Here is a 17,957-nt window from a genome sequence, read left to right on the forward strand (position 1 = left end):
CGATGTCATCAGCCGATCCAAAAGCCGTCGAGGCGCGCTGCGTCCGCCTCAATGCCAAGGCCGAGAACGCCGCCGCGATTGCGCCGGTGGTCGAGCGTCATAAGCTCACGTGCGGTCCCGATGATCTCCTGATCGAGGTGAAGGCGGCCGCCGTCAATCCGTCCGACGTCAAGGCTGCGACCGGGCTGATGCCCTACGCCGTCTTCCCGCGCACGCCCGGCCGCGATTACGCCGGTGTGGTGATCGACGGGCCGGCCGGCACGGTCGGCCGCGAGGTGTTCGGCTCCTCCGGCGATCTCGGCATCCGCCGCGACGGCACGCACGCAACCCATCTCGTCATCGAGGTAGATGCTGTCGTCGAGAAGCCGAAGACTTTATCCTGGGAGGAGGCTGCCGGCATCGGCGTTCCCTTCGTCACGGCGATGGAAGGCTTTCGCCGCGCCGGCGTACCGAAGAGCGGAGAGACCGTTCTGGTGTTCGGCGTCAATGGCAAGGTCGGTCAGGCCGCGGTGCAGATCGCGACCTGGCAGGGCGCGCGCGTCATCGGCGTGGTGCGCAAGGCGGAGGCTTATGAAGGTCACGCCAACGCGCCCATTGAGGTGATCGATGCGTCCGTTACCGACGTCGCCACGCGCGTGCGCGAACTGACCGCCGGTAAGGGTGCTGACATCGTCTTCAACACGGTGGGCGATCCCTATTTCCAGGCCGCGCACAAGTCGCTTGCATTGCGCGGTCGTCAGATCCTGATTGCCGCGATCGATCGCATCGTGCAGTTCAACATTCTCGAATTCTACCGGGGCCAGCACACTTATGTCGGCATCGACACGCTCGGCCTGTCGTCGGCCGCGACCGGCGCGGTGCTGCGCGAACTCGGGCCCGGCTTTGCGAGTGGTCCCCTGAAGCCGTTTCCGATCAAGGCGAACGCCGTCTATCCGCTGGAGCGCGCCACGGAAGCGTATGCGGCGGTCGCCGGCTCGTCGCGGGATCGCGTGATCCTGAAGCCATAATCATGGAGCCGTCCGCCCAGCTCGTTATCCTCGCCGGGTTCGCCATCGGCCTGATCTACGGCGCTGTCGGCCTGCTCAGCGGCTTCTGCCTGATGAGCAGCATGCGGGGCTTTCTCGCGAAGGGTGACAGTCGGCTGGTGCGGACCTATGCGCTGGCAATCGCCGTTGCGATTTTCGCCAGTCAGTTCCTCGCCGGGAATGGCATGGTCGACCTCGGCAAGTCGATCTATCTGCAACAGACGTTTTCGGCGCCGGTGCTGTTTCTCGGCGGTGTGCTGTTCGGCTACGGCATGGTGCTGTCGAACGGCTGTGGCTCGCGTGCGCTGGTCCTGCTCGGGTGCGGTAATCTGCGCTCCTTCGTCGTCGTGATCGTGCTCGCCATTGCTGCACAGATGACGCTCAAGGGTTTGATCGCACCAGCCCGCATTGCGCTGGTTCAGGTTTCGCAAGCCACGGTCAACGCCAACTCGCTGCCGTCGATGCTGGCGACGCTTGGTCTCGGCGAATCTGTGTCGCGGATTCTGGCTTCCGCCGCGATCGTCATTGCCCTGATCCTCTTTGCATTCGCGCACCCGGCGTTCCGGCGTTCGCCGGGTCAGATCGCGGCGGGCGTTATCGTTGGTTTCCTCGTCGCCAGCGGCTGGTTCGTCACCGGCTATCTCGGCGCCGATGACTTCAATCCGGTCCCGGTAACGTCGCTCACCTTCATCGCGCCGATTGCGGATGCCCTGCAATACGCCATGCTCTCGACCGGCCTGACGCTGAACTTCGGCATCGCGACGGTTGCCGGTGTCTTCGGCGGCAGCCTGGTCACCGCGCTCGCGACGGGCCGCTTCCATCTCGAGGGCTATTCTTCGCCACGCCACATGCTGCGCTCGGCCGGTGGTGCTGCGCTGATGGGGGTCGGCGGCGTGATGGCGTTTGGCTGCTCGGTCGGGCAGGGGCTTACGGGCGTGTCGACGCTTGCGCTGGGCTCGTTCATTGCTGTCGCTGGCATTTTGATCGGCACAGCCGCAGGCCTGCGCGGCGTGCTGCGCGTTCAGCCCCTTGCGGTGGCCTGACCGCGCAGCAGGCGATCCCCCAGCGTCGCGAGACCGATGCCAGTGACGATCAGGGCCGCAGCGACAGCAAGGCTCTTGTCGATGGGCTCTCCCAGCAGGATCGCAGCACTGGCAATGCCGACGAGCGGCGTCGCGGTGGTGCCGAGCGCCGTGGTCAGGGCCGAGATGCTCTTGTTGACCATCGACATCGCCCAATAGGCCAGCGCCGTCCCGATCAGCCCCGAATACAGGAACAGCAGCACGAGTCTCCACGACCATTCTGCGTGCGGCAGGCCATCTGTGACCGCCGCCGATCCTGTCAGTACGATCGTTGCCACGAGCACCTGCCAGATCAGGAGCTGGAGCGGGGACGCGATCCAGTGGTGCGCGCGGATATAGACGATGTTCGCAGCCCAGGAGATCGCGGCCAGGATGACCATGCCGGCGCCGAGCACGACATGGGTATTGGTCCAGTCGATCGATGCCGGGTTCAGGATCACGGCAAGACCGATCAGCCCGAGCAGGGCGCCGGCGAGTTTTGGCGCAGTCAGCGTATCTTTCCCGAGCAGGGGCGCGGCGATCGCGACCCAGAGCGGCGTGGTGTAGCCGAGCACGATGGCCTTGCTCGCGGGCAGAAAGCGCACACCGGCCGCAACCAGAACCGAGAACACCGTCATGTGCAGCAGCGCCACGCTCAGGACCACAGGAATGTCGCGCCGCTCCGGGATCACCAGATTGTTGCTCAGTCCGAGGATCACGAACAACGCGGCCAGCGCGATCCAGCTCCGGATCGCCGAAGTCCACAGTGGCGAGAGGAATTGGACGAGCTGCTTCGTCACCGACCAGTTCACGCCCCAGGCGAGCACGACGATGAGAAACAGGCCGATGGCCGCGCGGCGTGACAGGGAGTTCATCTTGGAGGTCCTTGAAGCAGTCCAGCCTGGCGGATAGCATCCGGTCTGGTACCTACGAAAGTGCCAGATTGAGAAGGAATAAGGTGCCAGTTTCAGAAGAGACGATGACCGGGCTGATCGAGCTGAAGCGGGCCAGTGCGGAAGGGCTGGTAGCTCAGCTGACGAGCCAGCTCAGGGAGCTGATTGGAAGCGGCCGCATTGGCCGGGGCCGCGCGCTGCCGTCGAGCCGCCAGCTTGCGAGCGATCTCGGCGTCTCCCGCAACACCGTCACCTATGCCTTCGAGCAACTTGCCGCCGAGGGGTATCTGGCGGCGTCGCACGGGCGGCGCCCGGTCGTGACGGTCGACGGCGCCGAGCGTATCGAAGCAGCAGGCGCCGCCACATCGCGTGTGCGCTCGACGAGGCCGCGGCTCTCTCCGTGGGCGTCGAAGCTCAAGCAGACCGATTGGCCGATGTCCTATCAAGCGCCGCTAAAACCCTTGCGTCCGGGGCATGGCGATTTCAGGGAGTTTCCGGGCGAGGTTTGGGCCCGCTGCCTGCGCCGCAGTGCCGTGCGTGCGGCCAAGCGCGAGCTCGGCTCGGTCAACCGGCCGCGCCTGCGCGAGGCGCTGGCGCATTATCTTGCGAGCAGCAGGGGTGTCCGTGCCACCGCGGATCAGATCATGATCCTGCCGAGTGCGCAGGCCGCGCTGACCTTGATTGCGGCTGCCGTCATCACGCCCGGCGACGACGTCTGGGTCGAGGATCCCGGCTATCCCGGCGCGGCGGCCGCCTTTCGTGCATCCGGCGCGCGCGTGACCGGCGTGAGGCTGGACGAGCAGGGTATGCAGCGGATGCCGAAAATAGCGGCGCCCACGCTGATCTTCATGACGCCGACGCATCAGCACCCGACCGGACGGTTGATGTCGCTTGCACGCCGCACTGAATTTCTTGGGCTCAGCCGGCCCGGCAAGACCTGGATCATCGAGGACGATTACGACGGCGAATTCCACTATGACAGCCGGCCGGTGCCGGCTTTGCAGGGGCTCGATGCCCATGGCCGCGTGTTCTATGTCGGCACCTTCTCGAAGGCGATGACGTCGGACATCCGGCTCGGCTATCTCGTCGTGCCGCCGGCGCTGGTCAGCACCTTGGAGATCGCGCAGCGGCACATTGGCCTGATTGCGGCCAGCCATATCCAGGAAGCGCTGGCCGAGTTCATCGTCGATGGTCATTTCCTCGCGCATGCACGGCGGATGCGGCGGCTCTATCACGCTCGTCGCGATCACCTCGTCGACTGCCTGCAACGCCATCTCGGCGATGTGCTTTCGGCCGAAGTGCCCTCAGGCGGCATCCAGCTGGTCGCGCGCTTGACGCGCGGTACGGCTGATCAGGCCGCGGTGAAACGGCTGGTCGCGGCGGGAGTCGAGACGCGCGCCTTGTCGAGCTTGTCGCTCGAAAAGCCGCGCGATCATGGTCTGTTGCTCGGGTTTGCGGCCTGGCGCGAGACCGAGATCAGCGCGGCGGTGCGAACGATGGCGTCCTGTTTCTAACGTGATCGCCCTAGTCCACCGCCCTGGTCACGATGCGAATCTCCGATGTCAGCGTCCGGTGCACCGGGCACTTGTCGGCGATCTCCATCAGCTTCTTGCGCTGCTCGGCGTCAAGCGCACCGTCCATCGCGATGTCACGCTCGATCTGATCGAGCATGCCCTCGCGCGTCTCGCACTCCTCGCAGTCTTTTGCGTAGATCTTGGAATGCTTCAGCGTGACCGTGACACGGTCGAGCGGCAGCGACTTGCGGTCGGCATAGAGGCGCATGGTCATGGATGTGCAGGCGCCGAGACCGGCGAGCAGGAAATCATAGGGTCCGGGGCCGGCATCCTCGCCGCCGGCCGCGATCGGCTCGTCTGCCGCCAGATGATGGGAACCGACGGTGATGATCTGGTCGAACTTGCTCTTGCGGGTTTCCTGCACGACGACCTTGCGCGGCGCTTCGGACGTATCCGCTACTCCAGCGGGCTTTGCGACTTCGACGTAGCGGCTTGCCCAAGTCGCAATCACGTCGGCGGCGTAGAGCGCGTCTGCCGGCTTGGTCAGGAGATGATCGGCGTGGTCGAGCGAGACGAAGCTCTTGGGATGCTTCGCCGACACGAAAATCTTCGTCGCATTGTCGATGCCGACGGTGTCGTCTATCGGTGAATGCATCACCAGCAGCGCCTTGTGCAGGCCGGTGACGTCCTTCATCAGCTCATGCTCGACAATGTCGTCGAGGAATTCGCGCTTGATCCGGAACGGACGGCCGGCAAGTGAAACCTCGACCTCGCCTTGCGCGCGGATCGCGTCGACATGTTCCTTGAACAGTCCAGTGACGTGGGCGGGATCGGATGGTGCCGCGATGGTCGCGACCGCCTTCGCTTCCGGGATCTTCCCGGCCGCGGCGAGGATCGCCGCGCCGCCGAGGCTGTGACCGATCAGGATCGACGGTGCCTTGCGCGTTGCGCGCAAATGATCGGCCGCGTGCACGAGATCGGCGACGTTGGAGGAGAACGTCGAATTGGCAAACTCGCCTTCACTGGAGCCGAGCCCCGTGAAGTCGAAACGCAGCACTGCAATGCCTCTGGCCGCAAGCGCGACCGAGATGCGCTTGGCGGCCAGCGTATCCTTGCCGCAGGTGAAGCAATGCGCGAACAGCGCGAAAGCCGCGGGCTCGCCGTCCGGCAGCTCGAGCGCGGCCGCGAGCTGATGGCCGCCTTCGCCGGTGAATTGAAAGCGTTCCGTCGGCATGGCTCCCTCCGTTCTTGTTTGAATCCTAGTCGCCGGAATAGCGCTGCTCGGCCCAGGGATCGCCGCGGTTATGGTAGCCGCGGACTTCCCAGAAGCCCGGCGCGTCCTCCGTCACGAACTCGATGGCCTGGAGCCATTTGGCGCTCTTCCAGAAATAGAGATGCGGCACGACAAGCCGCACCGGGCCGCCATGCTCATCCGACAGCGGCTCGCCTGACCAGCTATGGGCGAGCAGGGCATCCTCGGCGGCAAAGTCGTCCAGCGCGAGGTTGGTGGTGTAACCGTCAAAAGAATGCAGCACCACGAAGCGCGCATCCTCGCGTGGCTGGCAGGCCGCGAGCAGCTCGCGGGTTGCGAGCCCCTCCCACTGGTTGTCGTAGCGCGACCAGGTTGTCACGCAGTGGATGTCGGAGGTGAACTGCGACTGCTTCTGAGCGGCGAACTCGGCATAGGTCCAGAACAGGGGATTCTCGAGCGCGCCATAGACGTCGAGCCGCCAGCGGTCGCGCGAAACCGGCGGCACGACGCCGAGGTCGAGCACCGGCCAGTCCTTGGTGAGATGCTGGCCGGGCGGCAAGCGCTGGTCTTCCGGGCGTGTGATTCGGCCCGTGAGAAAGCGCCCTTCGCGCGCCCATGTTTCCTTGGTGCGCGTCAGCTTGCTGTCGGATGGCGGCTCGTTGTCGTCGGCCATGGCCTACTCGTGGCGATGCATCGCCGAGGCATGCTTGGTGTCGCGCATGGTAGAGTAGATGATCAGCGACAGGCAGATGATGCCGCTGAGGTAGAAGTAGAACCACTCCTCATGCCCGATGCTCTTGAAATAGAGCGCGATCGCCGGCGCCGTGCCACCGAAGATCGAGACCGTGATCGCATAGGGCAGGCCAACGCCGAGCGCGCGGACGTTCGTCGGGAACAGCTCGGCCTTTACCACCGCGTTGATCGAGGTGTAGCCGGCGACGAACAGCCAGGCGCAGCAGATCAGAATGAACGCCATGAAGGGCGACTTGGTCTCCTTCAGCGTCATCAAAAGCGGCACGGTCGCGAGCGTGCCGGCGACGCCGAAGAAGATCAGCAGCGGCTTGCGCCCGATCTTGTCGGAGATCGCGCCATAGATCGGTTGCAGGATGGTGGCGAAGATCAGCGTGCCGAAGATCACGAAGGTGGTCTGGTCCTCGGTCAACCCGACCGAAAGCTTGACGAAGGTCTGCATGTAGGTGGTGAAGGTGTAGAACGCCGCGGTGCCGCCCGCGGTGAGGCCGACCACGAGCAACAGCTCCCGCGGATATTTCAGCAGGTTGGTGATCGAGCCGGTCGGCTTCACCACCTTCTTGGCTTCCTCGAACGCCTCGGTCTCTTGCAGATTGCGCCGCATGACTGCGGCAAAGATCGCGAGCGCCGCGCCGATCGCAAACGGAATGCGCCAGCCCCAGGCCCGCAGCTCCTCCGGCGTCAGGAAGACCTTTTGCAGGAGCAGCAGCACGATGATCGCGGTGAGCTGGCCGCCGATCAGCGTGACGTACTGGAAACTCGAATAGAAGCCGCGGTGCTTGGGATCGGCGACCTCGCTCAGATAAGTCGCGCTGGCGCCATACTCGCCACCGAGGCTCAGGCCTTCGATGACGCGTGCCAGCGCCAGGATCACCGGTGCGGCAAAGCCGATCGTCGCATAGGTCGGCGTCAGCGCGATGATCAGCGAGCCGAAGCACATGAAGACGACCGATAGTGTCAGCGAGATGCGCCGGCCGTAATGGTCGGCGATATAGCCGAACAACCAACCGCCCAGCGGACGCATCAGGAACGTCGCCGCGAACACCACGGCGATGTTCAATTGCTGCACGACGGGGTCGCTGCCGGGGAAGAAGGCTGGGGCGAAGTAGAGCGCGAACGCCGTATAGGCGTAGAAATCATACCATTCGACGAGGTTGCCGATCGAGCCGATCAAGATCGCCTTGATCCGCCGCTCGGCGTCGGCGACGTCAAAATGCTCGGAAGCCGGTTTGATTGCCTGCTCTGTCACGTCCGGCCTCCCAGAAATCCAATGTCTGGGAGCCTACATCGCCTTTCCAAGCAGAAATGGCAACTGGCGGGGGCCTCTCACCGTACCCTGCGACCAGGTCACGGTGCCCGCCGGGTCGAGCCGGAAGTCCGGAATCCGCTTCAGCCATTCCTCCAGCGCAACCTGCATCTCCATCCGCGCCAGATTGGAACCGACGCAGCGGTGGATGCCGAGGCCGAAGGCGGCATGGCGGTTCTCCCGCCGGTCGATCACGACCTTGTCGGCGTCGGGAAACATCTTTGGGTCGCGGTTAGCGGCCGGGAAGGACAGCAGCACCATATTGCCCGCCTTGACCGGGCAGCCCGAAATCGTCGTTTCCCTGACCACCTCGCGCGCCATCGTCACCGGTGAGTAGGCGCGCAAAAGCTCCTCCACGGCGGTCGGGATCAGCCCGGGCTCGGCGATCAGGCGCTCGCGGTCGGCTGGCGTCCGGGCGAGGTGCCAGAGCGAGGAGCCGATCGCGCTCCAGGTGGTGTCGATGCCGGCGATCAGCAGCAGCCGCAGTGAGCCCAGCACATGCGACTCTTCCAGCGGCTGGCCTTCTTTGTCTTTGGCATTCATCAAATAGGAGATGAGGTCGTTCGTCGGCTTCGATCGACGCTCCTCGATATGCGTCCTGAAATAGTCGCTCATCTCATGCACAGCCTGGAGCAGCATGGTCTCGTCCTTGATGCCGAGCTCCAGGATCATGTGGATCCAGTTGATGAAGAGATCGCTGTCGCTCTCGGGAATGCCGAGCATATGGGCGATGGCCCGAACCGGGATGTATTTGCTGTAGCGCGACGCGGCATCAACCCTGCCGTCGGCGATGAACCCGTCGATCAGCTCATTGCAGATCGCGCGCATCCGCGGCTCGAGCTTCTTCATCGCATCCGGCGTGAAGGGTGGCAGTAGCAACTGCTTGGCCGGCTTGTGCACGGGCGGATCCGAGGTGATCGGCGGCGCGGCGTTCCTGGAGATCTCGGGCCGCACGTCGCGGACGATGATGCGGCGTGAGGAGAAATGCTCGGAGTCGTTGGCGATCTCGCGCACGGCGTCATAGGTCGTCGGCATGTAGCAGCCGAGGAAGCGATCAGTGTGCACGACCGGGCTCGCCGCGCGCAATTCGTCCCAGATCGGGAAGGGATCTTCCGTCCATTGCGGATCGGTGTGGTCGAAATCGTTGACCCAGTCGGTAACAGGCGGATGGGCGGCGGATTGGCTGACGTCAGACATCTCGGAATCCCTTGGATTTCGTGTTCGCTGAAGGCACGCAAACGAGCGGAAGCCGCGCTACTCCTCGATCACATCGATTGCGATTTCCGGGCAATTGGACTTGGCGAGCCAGGCCTTGTCTTCGAGACCCGGGGGAACGGTGCCGTCCCCGGCCTCATGGGCGTTGCCGTATTCGTCAAGCTCGAACAGTTCCGGCGCGAGCGCCTTGCAGCGCGCGTGGCCCTGGCATTTGTCGGGATCGACGCGAACCCTCAGTCGCTCTGTCATTGCGGCTTCCTCGGTCGTATGCGCGCGGTCGTAAGGACGTCGCGCGTTCCTCGGGTCAATTTTATCGGCGGCGTTAGCCGCCGGCTTTAAGTTATATCCTATTACATTCGCGGCAGGCTTCCCCTGTCAAGCGCAAACTTATAGACTCCGCGCAACATGCGCTCACAACTTGCCCGCAAGCCGCAGAATACCTACCACCATGGCGATCTCCGCGACGCCTTGATCAAGGCCGCGCTGCGCGAGGCCGAGCAGGGCGGGGTGGAGGCGATCAGCATCAAGGCGCTGGCAAAACAGCTCGGCGTCTCGCAGCCGGCGCCGTACCGGCATTTCGCCGATCGCGATGCGCTGCTAACGGCGGTGACGGCGGAGGCGTTCCGGCAGCTTAGTGCACTTCTGCGCGAGGCGATGGCGAAGCCGTCGAAGCAATCAAAGCTGTCGCGGCTGGCGCAGGCGACGCTCGATTTCGGCCTGCGCCGCAACGGCATCTATCGCCTGATGTTTGCCTCGCGCACCGTGTCATGCGCGGCCAAGGGTAGCGAGCTGCACGAGGCCACGCGCGAAACTTTTGGGCTTGTGATCGAAGCGTTGGAAGCGCCCGCAGTCGGTTTCTTGCGCGAGCGGCAAGCGCTCAAGATCTGGGCGGCGCTGCACGGCGTCGTGATGCTCGCCGAGCAGGGCCTGTTCACCGGCGAGGCCGCGCATGCCACGCGCGAGGATCTGGTCGAGGATTTCGTCAACGAGACTAAGACGGCGCTGGCAGCCGCGATCAAGGACGCGCGCCGCAAGGATAAGGCCCGGGCTTAGTTCCGCGCCTTGAGCAGCTTCATCAGTTTCTGCACTGCGCTGTCCGGCGTGGTCACGACTGGACGGCCGGTCGCCTCCGCAACCAGCGACGCCGTGGCCGCGATGCTGAACTGCGCCAGTGCGATGACGTCGCAGTCGCGCAAGTCCTTTGACGCTTCCGCGATCAGCCGGTCGTGTGTGGCGCGGTCGCCGCGGTCGAGCGCGGCCAGCGCGCCCTCAGCGAGTTTCGGCACGACTTCGACGGAGGCCGGAAACTCCGGCGGCATCGAGGCCAGCGTCGGCGGAAAGGTCGAGAGCAGGCCGATGCGCTTGCCCATGGTCACGGCCTGCTCGATCATGGCTTCGTTTGGCTTGAGCACCGGCATCGGGGCGTGCGCGGCTGCGACCGCCTCGATGCAGGGACCGAACGCCGAGCAAGTGAACAGGATCGCGTCGGCTCCTGTCGCCGCCGCGTAATCGCCGAGCGCGAGGAAGCGCTCGGTCATGGTGTCGGTGAGCGCGCCATCACGCGCCAGATCCGCCGACAGGCTGTCGTCGAGCAGGTTCATCAGCCGCGCTTGCGGCCAGTCCTTTGCGAAGGCGGCCTCGATCGGAGCGATGGAATGCTTGAGGGCGTGGATCAGGGCGATGCGCATCGGTATCTCTTCTCCCTCACCCCGCTTGCGGGGAGAGGTGAACTCTTTACTTGAAAGGCACCGCGTACATCAAGCCGCCCTTGCTCCAGAGGCCGTTGAGGCCGCGTTCGAGCTTGAGCGGGCTTGCCTTGCCGACATTGCGCTCAAAGATCTCGCCGTAATTGCCGGTGGCCTTGATCGCCGTGACCATCCATTTGTTATCCAGCCCAAGCCGCGAGCCGAGATCCCCGGAGGCGCCGAGCAAGCGTTGGATGGCGGGTGTCTGTGACTTCGCCATCTCATCGACATTGGCTTGCGTCACGCCGAGCTCCTCCGCCTCGATCAGGCCGTAATGCAGCCAGGTGATGATGTCGCTCCAGACCTCGTCGCCGTTGCGAGTGAAGGGCCCGAGTGGCTCCTTGCTGATGGTCTGCGGCAGCACGACGTAGTCGGCCGCGTTCGGCGCAGCCGTCGTCACGGCACCCGCGAGCGCGGAGGCGTCCTGGGTCATGGCATCGCACCGGCCGCCGAAGAAGGTCTGGTACATGGTGTCGACCCGGTCGAACACCAGCGGCTTCCAGTCGATACCGTTGGCGCGGCCGTAATCGCCAAGTGTGACTTCATGCGTGGTGCCCTGCGCGACGCAGACGGTGGCGCCCTTGAGGTCCTTCAGCTCCTTCACGCCGAGGTCCTTCTTCACCACAAAACCCTGACCGTCGTAGAAGTTGATCGGACCCTGGCGCAGGCCCAGAGTCACGCCGCGCAAATAGGTCTGTGTCGAGTTGCGGTAGAGCACGTCGATCTCGCCCGATTGCAGCGCTGTGAAGCGGTTCTGCGCGGTCAGCGAGACGTAGCGCACCTTGTTGGCATCGCCGAGCACGCCGGCCGCCAGTGCGCGGCAATAGTCGACGTCGAGGCCTTTGTAATTGCCCTGCGAGTCCGGCGCGGAAAAGCCGGCAAAACCGGCGCTGACGCCGCAAATCAGCGTGCCACGGCTCTTCACCGTGTCGAGCGTCGCGGCGGACGCGATAACCGTCGATGCCGCGAGCACACCTGCCGCGATAGCCACTTTCCTTATCATGCTACTCTCCCCTCAGTGATTGACACTACGCAACACGTTGTCGACGGCTGTGCCGAGCTTGTCGACGATCAGATCGATCTCGTCAGCCGACGTGATATAGGGCGGCGCCAGCAGCACGTGGTCGCCGCGAGCGCCATCCACGGTGCCGCCGCCGGGATAGCAGCCGAGCCCGTTGGCAAAGGCCTCCGCCTTGATTTTCTGGTTCAGCTTCAGCGCCGGATCGAACGAGGTTCGCGTCGCGCGATCGGAGACGAGCTCGATCGCCCAGAACAGCCCCCGGCCCCGGATATCCCCGACATGGCGGTGATTGCCGAAGCGCTCGGTGAGCCGCTGCTCGAGCTGCTTGCCGCGCTCCTTGACCCGATCAAGCAGGCCGTCCTCGCGGATTACGTCTTGCACGGCGAGCGCAGCTGCGCAGGCGAGGGGATGCGCCAGATAAGTATGGCCGTGCTGGAACGCGCCTGAGCCTGAGCGGATGGTGTCGATGATCTTGCCGCTCGCAAGCATCGCACCGATCGGCTGATAGCCGCCGCCGAGACCCTTTGCGATCGCCTGGAGGTCGGGGGCGACGCCTTCCTGCTGCCAGGCGTGCGTGGTGCCGGTGCGGCCCATGCCGCACATGACCTCGTCGAGGATGAGCAGCGCACCATGTCGGTCGCAGATCTCGCGCACCGCTTTGAAGTAGCCGTCCGGCGCAGTCACGGCGCCGGCGGTCGCGCCGACAACGGGCTCGGCGAGGAACGCCGCAACCGTGTCCGGCCCAAGCCGCTGGAACTCGGCTTCGAGCTCGGCCGCAAGCCGCGCCACGAACTGCGCATCCGACTCACCCTCGCGCTTCTCGTGATAGGCAAAGGCCGGCGTGACATGGCTGAAGGCGGCCGACAGCAGCGGCGCATAGGGCGCGCGCCGCCAGGCATTGCCGCCGGCCGCGAGCGCGCCGAGCGTGTTGCCGTGATAGCTCTGCCGTCGTGCGATAAAGTGCTGCCGTTGCGGCTCGCCGCGCTCGATGAAATATTGCCGCGCGATCTTGATGCTGGCTTCGATCGCCTCCGATCCGCCGCTGACGAAATAGGCATAGGCCAGACCGCCGGGCTCGTGACCGACCAGCGTCTCGGCAAGCCGCTCCGCTGGCTCGGAGGAGAAGAAGGCGGTGTGGGCATAGGCCAGCGTCGAGGCCTGTTTCGCCATCGCCGCGATCACGCGTGGATGCTGGTGGCCGAGGCAGGAGACCGCCGCGCCGCCGGAGGCATCGATCACGCGCCGCCCATCTTCGGCAAAGAGATAGACGCCTTCGCCGCCGATCGCCTTAGGCGGCGTTTCGCGCAATGAACGATGCAGCACGCGGCTGGTGCGGGTGCTCATGGGTCAACCTTTCTCTGAGACATAGGTGGCGGCCGCAGCGAGCCGCGCCTCGGTATCCTGAAGGCGTTTCTTCGCGGCCGTGCCGCCGAGCGAGAACGTCACCGCCGCCAGCGACTGCGCAATTGCGAGCGCGCCGGTAAGACTTGGGAAGAAGCCGGGCGAGGAGGCGGCTTCGAACAACAACACGTGGTCGGCGCCCTCGGCCATCGGCGCCGAGAGGCTATCAGCGATCGCAATCAGCGTTGCGCCCGCGCGATAGGCGGCCTGCGCGACGCGGACGCTCGCATGGGTATAGGGCAGGAAGCCGATGACGATGACGGCTTCACCGGGCCGAAATGCGCCGAGGTCGAGATCGTCCGGGCCGGACGTGCCGACGATCTGCACCTGTTCGGGGCGGAACAGCCGCAGTTCGTAGTTCAGCAATTCCGCCACGCTGCGGCAGCTTCGATAACCGGTGATCCAGATCCGCTTGGCATCATGCAACGCACGGGCTGCTTCCACGATCGCGTGTGCGGAGATGCGCGGAAGGCCGGCGGCTTCGGCCTCGAGCTTGTCGGTGACGAGCGCGACATCGGCGTGCGGACCGTGGCGGCGGCTCTTGGCGCGGCCGGAGAACGGCGAGGTCTGCGACGGCCGCCGTGCCTCGGTCAGCGCCGCGCGCAAATCATCCCAGCCGGAATAGCCGATCGCCTTTGCAAGCCGCGTGAACGCGGCGGGATCGGCGCCGGCTTCCGCCGCGAGATCGCGCATCGAACGGGTGGTGGCGTCGTAATCATTGGCCGCGACGAAACGTCCGACCTCCTGCAGCCGCATCGGAAGCGATGGCAATGCAATGCGCAGTTCGCTCAGCGGCGAAGATTTCGCGGGCTCGGCCATGAAACATTTGTTGCACGCATTGGCAATCGGTGCAACAGTTGACGTGCGCTGCCGGAAATCGCTGTTTTCGAGAAGGATTTTTGTGCTGTGACATCAGATGATCCCAGGCCGCCGCCCCGCCGCCGCTTCCTCGCCGCGCTGGGGCACGGCGAGCTGAAAGGCCTGTTCTGGCAGGTGCTGGTGGTCGGGATCGCGGTCGCGGTCCTCGTCTTCCTCTGGTCCAACACCGTCACAAATCTCTCGGCCCGTCGCATCACCACCGGCTTTGCCTTTCTTGGCCGCGAGGCCGGTCGCCGACAGCCTGCTCGCCTACAATCCAAGGGATTCTTACCTCTGGGCCTTCGTCGTCGGCGTCGCCAACACCTTGCGCGTCGCCGTCATAGGCATCGTGCTTGCGACCATTCTTGGCACGCTGATCGGCATCTCGCGGCTGTCGGCCAACTGGCTGCTCTCCCGATTCGCCGCCGTCTATGTCGAGCTGCTGCGCGACATTCCGCTGCTGCTCCAACTGCTGTTCTGGTATGTGCTGATGCAGGCGCTGCCGGCCGCGCGCGCCGCGTGGCGGCCGATCGAGGGCGTGTTCTTGTCCAATCGCGGCCTGATCCTGCCGGCGGTTCCGATCGAGTCGCCACAGCTTTGGGTGCTCGCCATAGCCGTGCTGGGCGTAGCCGTGTTCTATCTCATTCAGCGGTGGCTGGTCGCGCAGCAGATGCGTGACGGCAAGCCGCGGCCGGCGTGGCCGTTTGCGCTCGGCCTCATCGTCATGCTGCCGGTGCTGGTGTCGTGGCTTCTCGGCGTGTCCTGGACGATCGAATGGCCCGAATTGCGCGGCTTCAACTTCATCGGCGGGCTGACGCTCTCGCCTGAGTATTTTGCATTGCTGATCGCGCTAGTGACCTACACCTCGGCCTTCATCGCCGAGATCGTTCGCAGCGGCGTCCAATCGGTGCCGCGCGGCCAGTGGGACGCCGCCAACGCTCTCGGCCTGCGCCGCAGCTTCATGCTGCGGCAGATCATCCTGCCGCAAGCCCTTCGCGTCATCGTGCCGCCCATGACCAGCCAATATCTCAATCTGACCAAGAACTCGTCGCTCGCGGTCGCGATCGGTTACCAGGACGTGGTCTCGGTCGCCAACACCACGCTGAACCAGACCGGGCAGGCGATCGAGGCGATCGCGCTGATCATGGCCGTCTTCCTCACAATCAGCCTCGGCATCAGCTTCTTCATGAACTGGTACAATGCGCGCATCGCGCTGGTGGAGCGCTGAGCATGACGGCGATCACCGATATGCCCGAAGTGCCGCGCGCCGCTCGCCGCCCGCAAATCGGCAATCCGGTGCTACATTGGCTCCGCACTAATCTGTTCTCGTCGATCCCAAACGGCATCATCTCGATCGTGCTGCTGGCGATCCTTGTGAAGGGCGTCGTCGGCTTCGGACAATGGGGCATTGCGAACGCGGTCTGGCTGACGCCGGCGAACGACTCCAGCGCCTGCCGTGCCGTGCGCGGCCTTGGCGCCTGCTGGGCGATCATTCCCGAAAAATACCGCTTCATCCTGTTCGGCACCTATCCGTTCGACGAACAGTGGCGACCGGCGCTGTCGGTCGTGCTGTTCATCGCGCTTTTCTATCTGTCCTCACGCCGCGCCTTTTGGCGGCGCGAACTCGCTCTTCTCTGGATCGGGCTGCTCGCGCTGATCAGCGTGTTGATGTGGGGCGGCGTCCTCGGGCTCTCTTTTATCTCGCAGGACCGTTGGGGCGGATTGCCGGTGACGCTGATTCTGGCGACGTTCGGATTGGCGTTTGGCTTCCCGCTCGGCATCCTTGTGGCGCTCGGCCGACGTTCAAAGCTACCGGCGATCCGCTCGCTCTCGGTGCTCTATGTCGAGCTGATCCGCGGCGTGCCGCTGGTAAACCTGTTGTTCATGGCGAGCGTGATGTTTCCGCTGTTCATGCCTGCTGGATTCAACATCGACAAGCTGCTACGCGCGCAGATCGCGATCATCCTGTTCGCGGGCGCTTATCTCGCCGAAGTCATCCGCGGCGGCCTCCAGGCCGTGCCGCGCGGGCAATATGAGGCGGCGGACGCATTGGGTCTGTCCTACTGGCGCAAGCACCGGCTGATCATTCTGCCGCAGGCGATCCGCCATGTCATCCCGCCGCTGGTCAACACCTTCATCGCCTTCTTCAAGGACACCAGCCTTGTTCTGATCATCGGCATCTTCGACCTGCTGACGACGGCCAAGACCGCGATCATCGATCCTGGCTGGCAGCAGTTTTCGGTCGAGGTCTACATCTTCGTCGCCGCGATCTATTTTGTCTTCTGCTTTGCGATGTCGCGCTACAGCCGCAGTCTGGAAGCGACGAGCGGAAGGTGAGGTCTTAGCCTCCCCCCGAAAGAGCGGGGCGAGGGAGCGCACCGAGTGCGTGGCGTAATGATTGCGTTACTTCTTCACCCGCGGATCAATCGGCGTGGTCCCGCGCAGGTCCAGAATGTCCTCCAGCGCCTTCGCGCCCGCAATCACCTGTGCATCTGCGCGCGGCGCGCCGACCACCTGTACGCCGACCGGAAGGCCCGACGCCGTGAAGCCGCATGGCAGTGACAGCGCCGGACAGCAGGCTAGCGTAATGGCGTAGACGATGCCGAGCCATTCGACGTAGTTGTCGAACCTCTTGCCGGCGCATTCCGCGACATAACGGTTTTCGATCGGGAAGGGCGGCACGATCGTGGTCGGCACCAGCAAGAGATCGTAAGTCCTAAAGAACTCGATCGCGCGCGCGGTCATGCCGACGCGCTGCGCCTCGGCGCGTTCGAGCTTCTCGACCGTCAGCTTGAGGCCTTCCTCGATGTTCCAGATCACCTCGGGCTTGAGCAGGTCGCGCTTGGTGCGTAGCAAATTGGCCTTGCTGATCGCGAAATCGAAGGCGCGCAGCACGTGGAAGCATTCATGCGCCTCACGCCAATCCGGATGCGCTTCCTCGACGATGGCGCCGGCTTCGGCAAAGCGTTCCGCCGCCTTGCGCGTGATCGCCTTGACCTCGGGGTCAACTGGCGTGATGCCGAGATCGGGCGAATAGGCGATGCGTTTGGGTTTCTTGCCCGAGCGTGCCGCCGACAGGAACGAGGTTGTTGGCGCCGGCAGCGAGAGCGGATCGTCCGCGTAGTCGCCGCTCATGGCGTCGAGTAGCAGCGCAAGGTCTTCGACATTGCGCGCCATCGGGCCCAGGACGCCGAGATTGCGGTCGATGCCGGCTTTCGGCGTGTGCGCGACGCGGCCGATGCTCGGGCGCATACCGGCGATACCGCAGAAGCTCGCGGGGCTGCGCAAGCTGCCGCCCATGTCCGAGCCCTGCGCGAGCCAGGCCATGCCGGTGGCGAGCGCCACTGCGGCGCCCCCGGAGGAGCCCGCCGCGGATTTCGTCGTATCCCAGGGATTGAGCGTCGCACCGAACACCTCGTTGAAAGTGTTGGCGCCGGCGCCGAATTCCGGCGTGTTAGACTTTGCGTAGACCACGGCGCCATTGGATTCGAGGTTTTCGACAACGATGTCGGACTTCGCGGCAACGTTGTCCTTGAAGATCGGCGAACCCTGCGTGGTCAGCACGCCGGCGACGTCGGTCAGGTCCTTGATCGGTACCGGCAGGCCCGCGAGCAGGCCGCGCGCACCGGCCGGCTTCTGCATCAGCGCCTTGGCGCTATCCCGCGCGCGATCGAAGCATAGCGTCGGCAGCGCATTGACCTTGCCGTCGACCTCGCTGATGCGCTTCTCCAGAACGTCCAGAAGCTCGAGCGGAGAGACGACGCCGGAACGCAGCTTGCCGACGAGGTCGCATGCGGTTTCGCGGATCAGCTCTTGAGACAACTATTTTACTCCTGTGCTTGTTCTATCGTCATAGCGAGCGCAGAGAAGCAATCCAGTCTGTGGCCGCGGGGGGCATTTCTGCTTCGCTGCGCTC

At 64.6% G+C, this 17,957-nt stretch carries 16 protein-coding genes and 1 pseudogene; 6 read left to right on the forward strand and 11 right to left on the reverse strand.

Features of this window, described 5'->3' with window-relative positions; translation table 11 throughout:
• Positions 1-2: 2 nt before the first annotated feature.
• Positions 3-1,007, forward strand: coding sequence for a quinone oxidoreductase family protein (locus UB31_RS05290; RefSeq protein WP_045010070.1), 1,005 nt, complete (start codon positions 3-5; stop codon positions 1,005-1,007).
• A gap of 2 nt (positions 1,008-1,009) precedes the next feature.
• The gene (locus tag UB31_RS05295; RefSeq protein WP_045010071.1) at positions 1,010-2,068 is read left to right on the forward strand and encodes a YeeE/YedE family protein; all 1,059 of its coding nucleotides are present in this window, start codon (positions 1,010-1,012) and stop codon (positions 2,066-2,068) included.
• Here the strand turns inward: UB31_RS05295 and UB31_RS05300 are convergent.
• Complete coding sequence (locus UB31_RS05300; RefSeq protein WP_045010072.1) at positions 2,047-2,961, reverse strand: DMT family transporter; 915 nt, start codon at positions 2,959-2,961, stop codon at positions 2,047-2,049. The genes UB31_RS05295 and UB31_RS05300 overlap by 22 nt on opposite strands.
• A 104-nt stretch (positions 2,962-3,065) precedes the next feature.
• On the opposite strand from UB31_RS05300, the gene pdxR reads away from it, so the two are divergent.
• On the forward strand, positions 3,066-4,493 hold the full coding sequence (gene pdxR, locus UB31_RS05305; RefSeq protein WP_197090772.1) for a MocR-like pyridoxine biosynthesis transcription factor PdxR: 1,428 nt from the start codon (positions 3,066-3,068) through the stop codon (positions 4,491-4,493).
• A 10-nt stretch (positions 4,494-4,503) separates the two neighbouring features.
• Here pdxR and UB31_RS05310 read toward each other — a convergent pair whose 3' ends face one another.
• From UB31_RS05310 to UB31_RS05330, 5 genes are read right to left on the reverse strand one after another with little or no spacing between them, the layout of a single operon-like run.
• Positions 4,504-5,727 (reverse strand): bifunctional alpha/beta hydrolase/OsmC family protein, encoded by a 1,224-nt coding sequence (locus UB31_RS05310; RefSeq protein ID WP_045010074.1) that lies wholly within the window; start codon positions 5,725-5,727, stop codon positions 4,504-4,506.
• Between the two features lie 25 nt (positions 5,728-5,752).
• Complete coding sequence (locus UB31_RS05315; RefSeq protein WP_045010075.1) at positions 5,753-6,418, reverse strand: sulfite oxidase-like oxidoreductase; 666 nt, start codon at positions 6,416-6,418, stop codon at positions 5,753-5,755.
• A gap of 3 nt (positions 6,419-6,421) precedes the next feature.
• The gene (locus UB31_RS05320; RefSeq protein ID WP_045008978.1) at positions 6,422-7,744 is read right to left on the reverse strand and encodes an MFS transporter; all 1,323 of its coding nucleotides are present in this window, start codon (positions 7,742-7,744) and stop codon (positions 6,422-6,424) included.
• A gap of 33 nt (positions 7,745-7,777) precedes the next feature.
• Positions 7,778-8,998, reverse strand: coding sequence for a cytochrome P450 (locus UB31_RS05325; protein WP_045010076.1), 1,221 nt, complete (start codon positions 8,996-8,998; stop codon positions 7,778-7,780).
• Positions 8,999-9,055: 57 nt separating this feature from the next.
• Positions 9,056-9,265 carry a ferredoxin gene (locus UB31_RS05330; RefSeq protein ID WP_045008980.1) on the reverse strand — a complete coding sequence of 70 codons (210 nt, stop codon included), beginning with the start codon at positions 9,263-9,265 and terminating at the stop codon, positions 9,056-9,058.
• A 156-nt stretch (positions 9,266-9,421) separates the two neighbouring features.
• On the opposite strand from UB31_RS05330, the gene UB31_RS05335 reads away from it, so the two are divergent.
• Positions 9,422-10,069 (forward strand): TetR/AcrR family transcriptional regulator, encoded by a 648-nt coding sequence (locus tag UB31_RS05335; protein WP_045010077.1) that lies wholly within the window; start codon positions 9,422-9,424, stop codon positions 10,067-10,069.
• On the opposite strand, the gene UB31_RS05340 is transcribed toward UB31_RS05335, so the two are convergent.
• The 4 genes from UB31_RS05340 to UB31_RS05355 are packed head-to-tail and all read right to left on the reverse strand — an operon-like array spanning position 10,066 to position 14,002.
• The gene (locus UB31_RS05340) at positions 10,066-10,704 is read right to left on the reverse strand and encodes an aspartate/glutamate racemase family protein (protein WP_156175191.1); all 639 of its coding nucleotides are present in this window, start codon (positions 10,702-10,704) and stop codon (positions 10,066-10,068) included. The genes UB31_RS05335 and UB31_RS05340 overlap by 4 nt on opposite strands.
• 46 nt (positions 10,705-10,750) lie before the next feature.
• Entirely contained in the window at positions 10,751-11,764 is a 1,014-nt protein-coding gene (locus tag UB31_RS05345) for an amino acid ABC transporter substrate-binding protein (protein ID WP_045010079.1), read from the reverse strand.
• A 12-nt stretch (positions 11,765-11,776) separates the two neighbouring features.
• Positions 11,777-13,126 (reverse strand): aspartate aminotransferase family protein, encoded by a 1,350-nt coding sequence (locus UB31_RS05350; protein WP_045010080.1) that lies wholly within the window; start codon positions 13,124-13,126, stop codon positions 11,777-11,779.
• A 3-nt stretch (positions 13,127-13,129) separates the two neighbouring features.
• Complete coding sequence (locus tag UB31_RS05355) at positions 13,130-14,002, reverse strand: MurR/RpiR family transcriptional regulator (RefSeq protein WP_045010081.1); 873 nt, start codon at positions 14,000-14,002, stop codon at positions 13,130-13,132.
• An 87-nt stretch (positions 14,003-14,089) separates the two neighbouring features.
• On the opposite strand from UB31_RS05355, the pseudogene UB31_RS05360 reads away from it, so the two are divergent.
• Together UB31_RS05360 and UB31_RS05365 are read left to right on the forward strand one after the other, a co-directional pair.
• Positions 14,090-15,269, forward strand: a pseudogene (locus UB31_RS05360) (amino acid ABC transporter permease).
• Between the two features lie 2 nt (positions 15,270-15,271).
• Positions 15,272-16,378, forward strand: a complete 1,107-nt coding sequence (locus UB31_RS05365; RefSeq protein WP_045010082.1) for an amino acid ABC transporter permease — start codon at positions 15,272-15,274, stop codon at positions 16,376-16,378.
• A gap of 66 nt (positions 16,379-16,444) precedes the next feature.
• On the opposite strand, the gene UB31_RS05370 is transcribed toward UB31_RS05365, so the two are convergent.
• Entirely contained in the window at positions 16,445-17,863 is a 1,419-nt protein-coding gene (locus UB31_RS05370) for an amidase (protein ID WP_045010083.1), read from the reverse strand.
• Positions 17,864-17,957 lie beyond the last annotated feature (94 nt).

Origin of the sequence: Bradyrhizobium sp. LTSP849 (genome assembly GCF_000938255.1) — a bacterium.
In the GTDB taxonomy this organism is placed as follows: domain Bacteria; phylum Pseudomonadota; class Alphaproteobacteria; order Rhizobiales; family Xanthobacteraceae; genus Bradyrhizobium.

Bases quoted from the DNA above. Each gene is read 5' to 3' on its own strand.
- UB31_RS05290 (WP_045010070.1), top strand. From the start codon at position 3: ATGTCATCAGCCGATCCAAAAGCCGTCGAGGCGCGCTGCGTCCGCCTC.
- UB31_RS05295 (WP_045010071.1), top strand. From the start codon at position 1,010: ATGGAGCCGTCCGCCCAGCTCGTTATCCTCGCCGGGTTCGCCATCGGC.
- UB31_RS05300 (WP_045010072.1), bottom strand. From the start codon at position 2,961: ATGAACTCCCTGTCACGCCGCGCGGCCATCGGCCTGTTTCTCATCGTC.
- pdxR (WP_197090772.1), top strand. From the start codon at position 3,066: ATGACCGGGCTGATCGAGCTGAAGCGGGCCAGTGCGGAAGGGCTGGTA.
- UB31_RS05310 (WP_045010074.1), bottom strand. From the start codon at position 5,727: ATGCCGACGGAACGCTTTCAATTCACCGGCGAAGGCGGCCATCAGCTC.
- UB31_RS05315 (WP_045010075.1), bottom strand. From the start codon at position 6,418: ATGGCCGACGACAACGAGCCGCCATCCGACAGCAAGCTGACGCGCACC.
- UB31_RS05325 (WP_045010076.1), bottom strand. From the start codon at position 8,998: ATGTCTGACGTCAGCCAATCCGCCGCCCATCCGCCTGTTACCGACTGG.
- UB31_RS05330 (WP_045008980.1), bottom strand. From the start codon at position 9,265: ATGACAGAGCGACTGAGGGTTCGCGTCGATCCCGACAAATGCCAGGGC.
- UB31_RS05335 (WP_045010077.1), top strand. From the start codon at position 9,422: ATGCGCTCACAACTTGCCCGCAAGCCGCAGAATACCTACCACCATGGC.
- UB31_RS05340 (WP_156175191.1), bottom strand. From the start codon at position 10,704: ATGCGCATCGCCCTGATCCACGCCCTCAAGCATTCCATCGCTCCGATC.
- UB31_RS05345 (WP_045010079.1), bottom strand. From the start codon at position 11,764: ATGATAAGGAAAGTGGCTATCGCGGCAGGTGTGCTCGCGGCATCGACG.
- UB31_RS05350 (WP_045010080.1), bottom strand. From the start codon at position 13,126: ATGAGCACCCGCACCAGCCGCGTGCTGCATCGTTCATTGCGCGAAACG.
- UB31_RS05355 (WP_045010081.1), bottom strand. From the start codon at position 14,002: ATGGCCGAGCCCGCGAAATCTTCGCCGCTGAGCGAACTGCGCATTGCA.
- UB31_RS05365 (WP_045010082.1), top strand. From the start codon at position 15,272: ATGACGGCGATCACCGATATGCCCGAAGTGCCGCGCGCCGCTCGCCGC.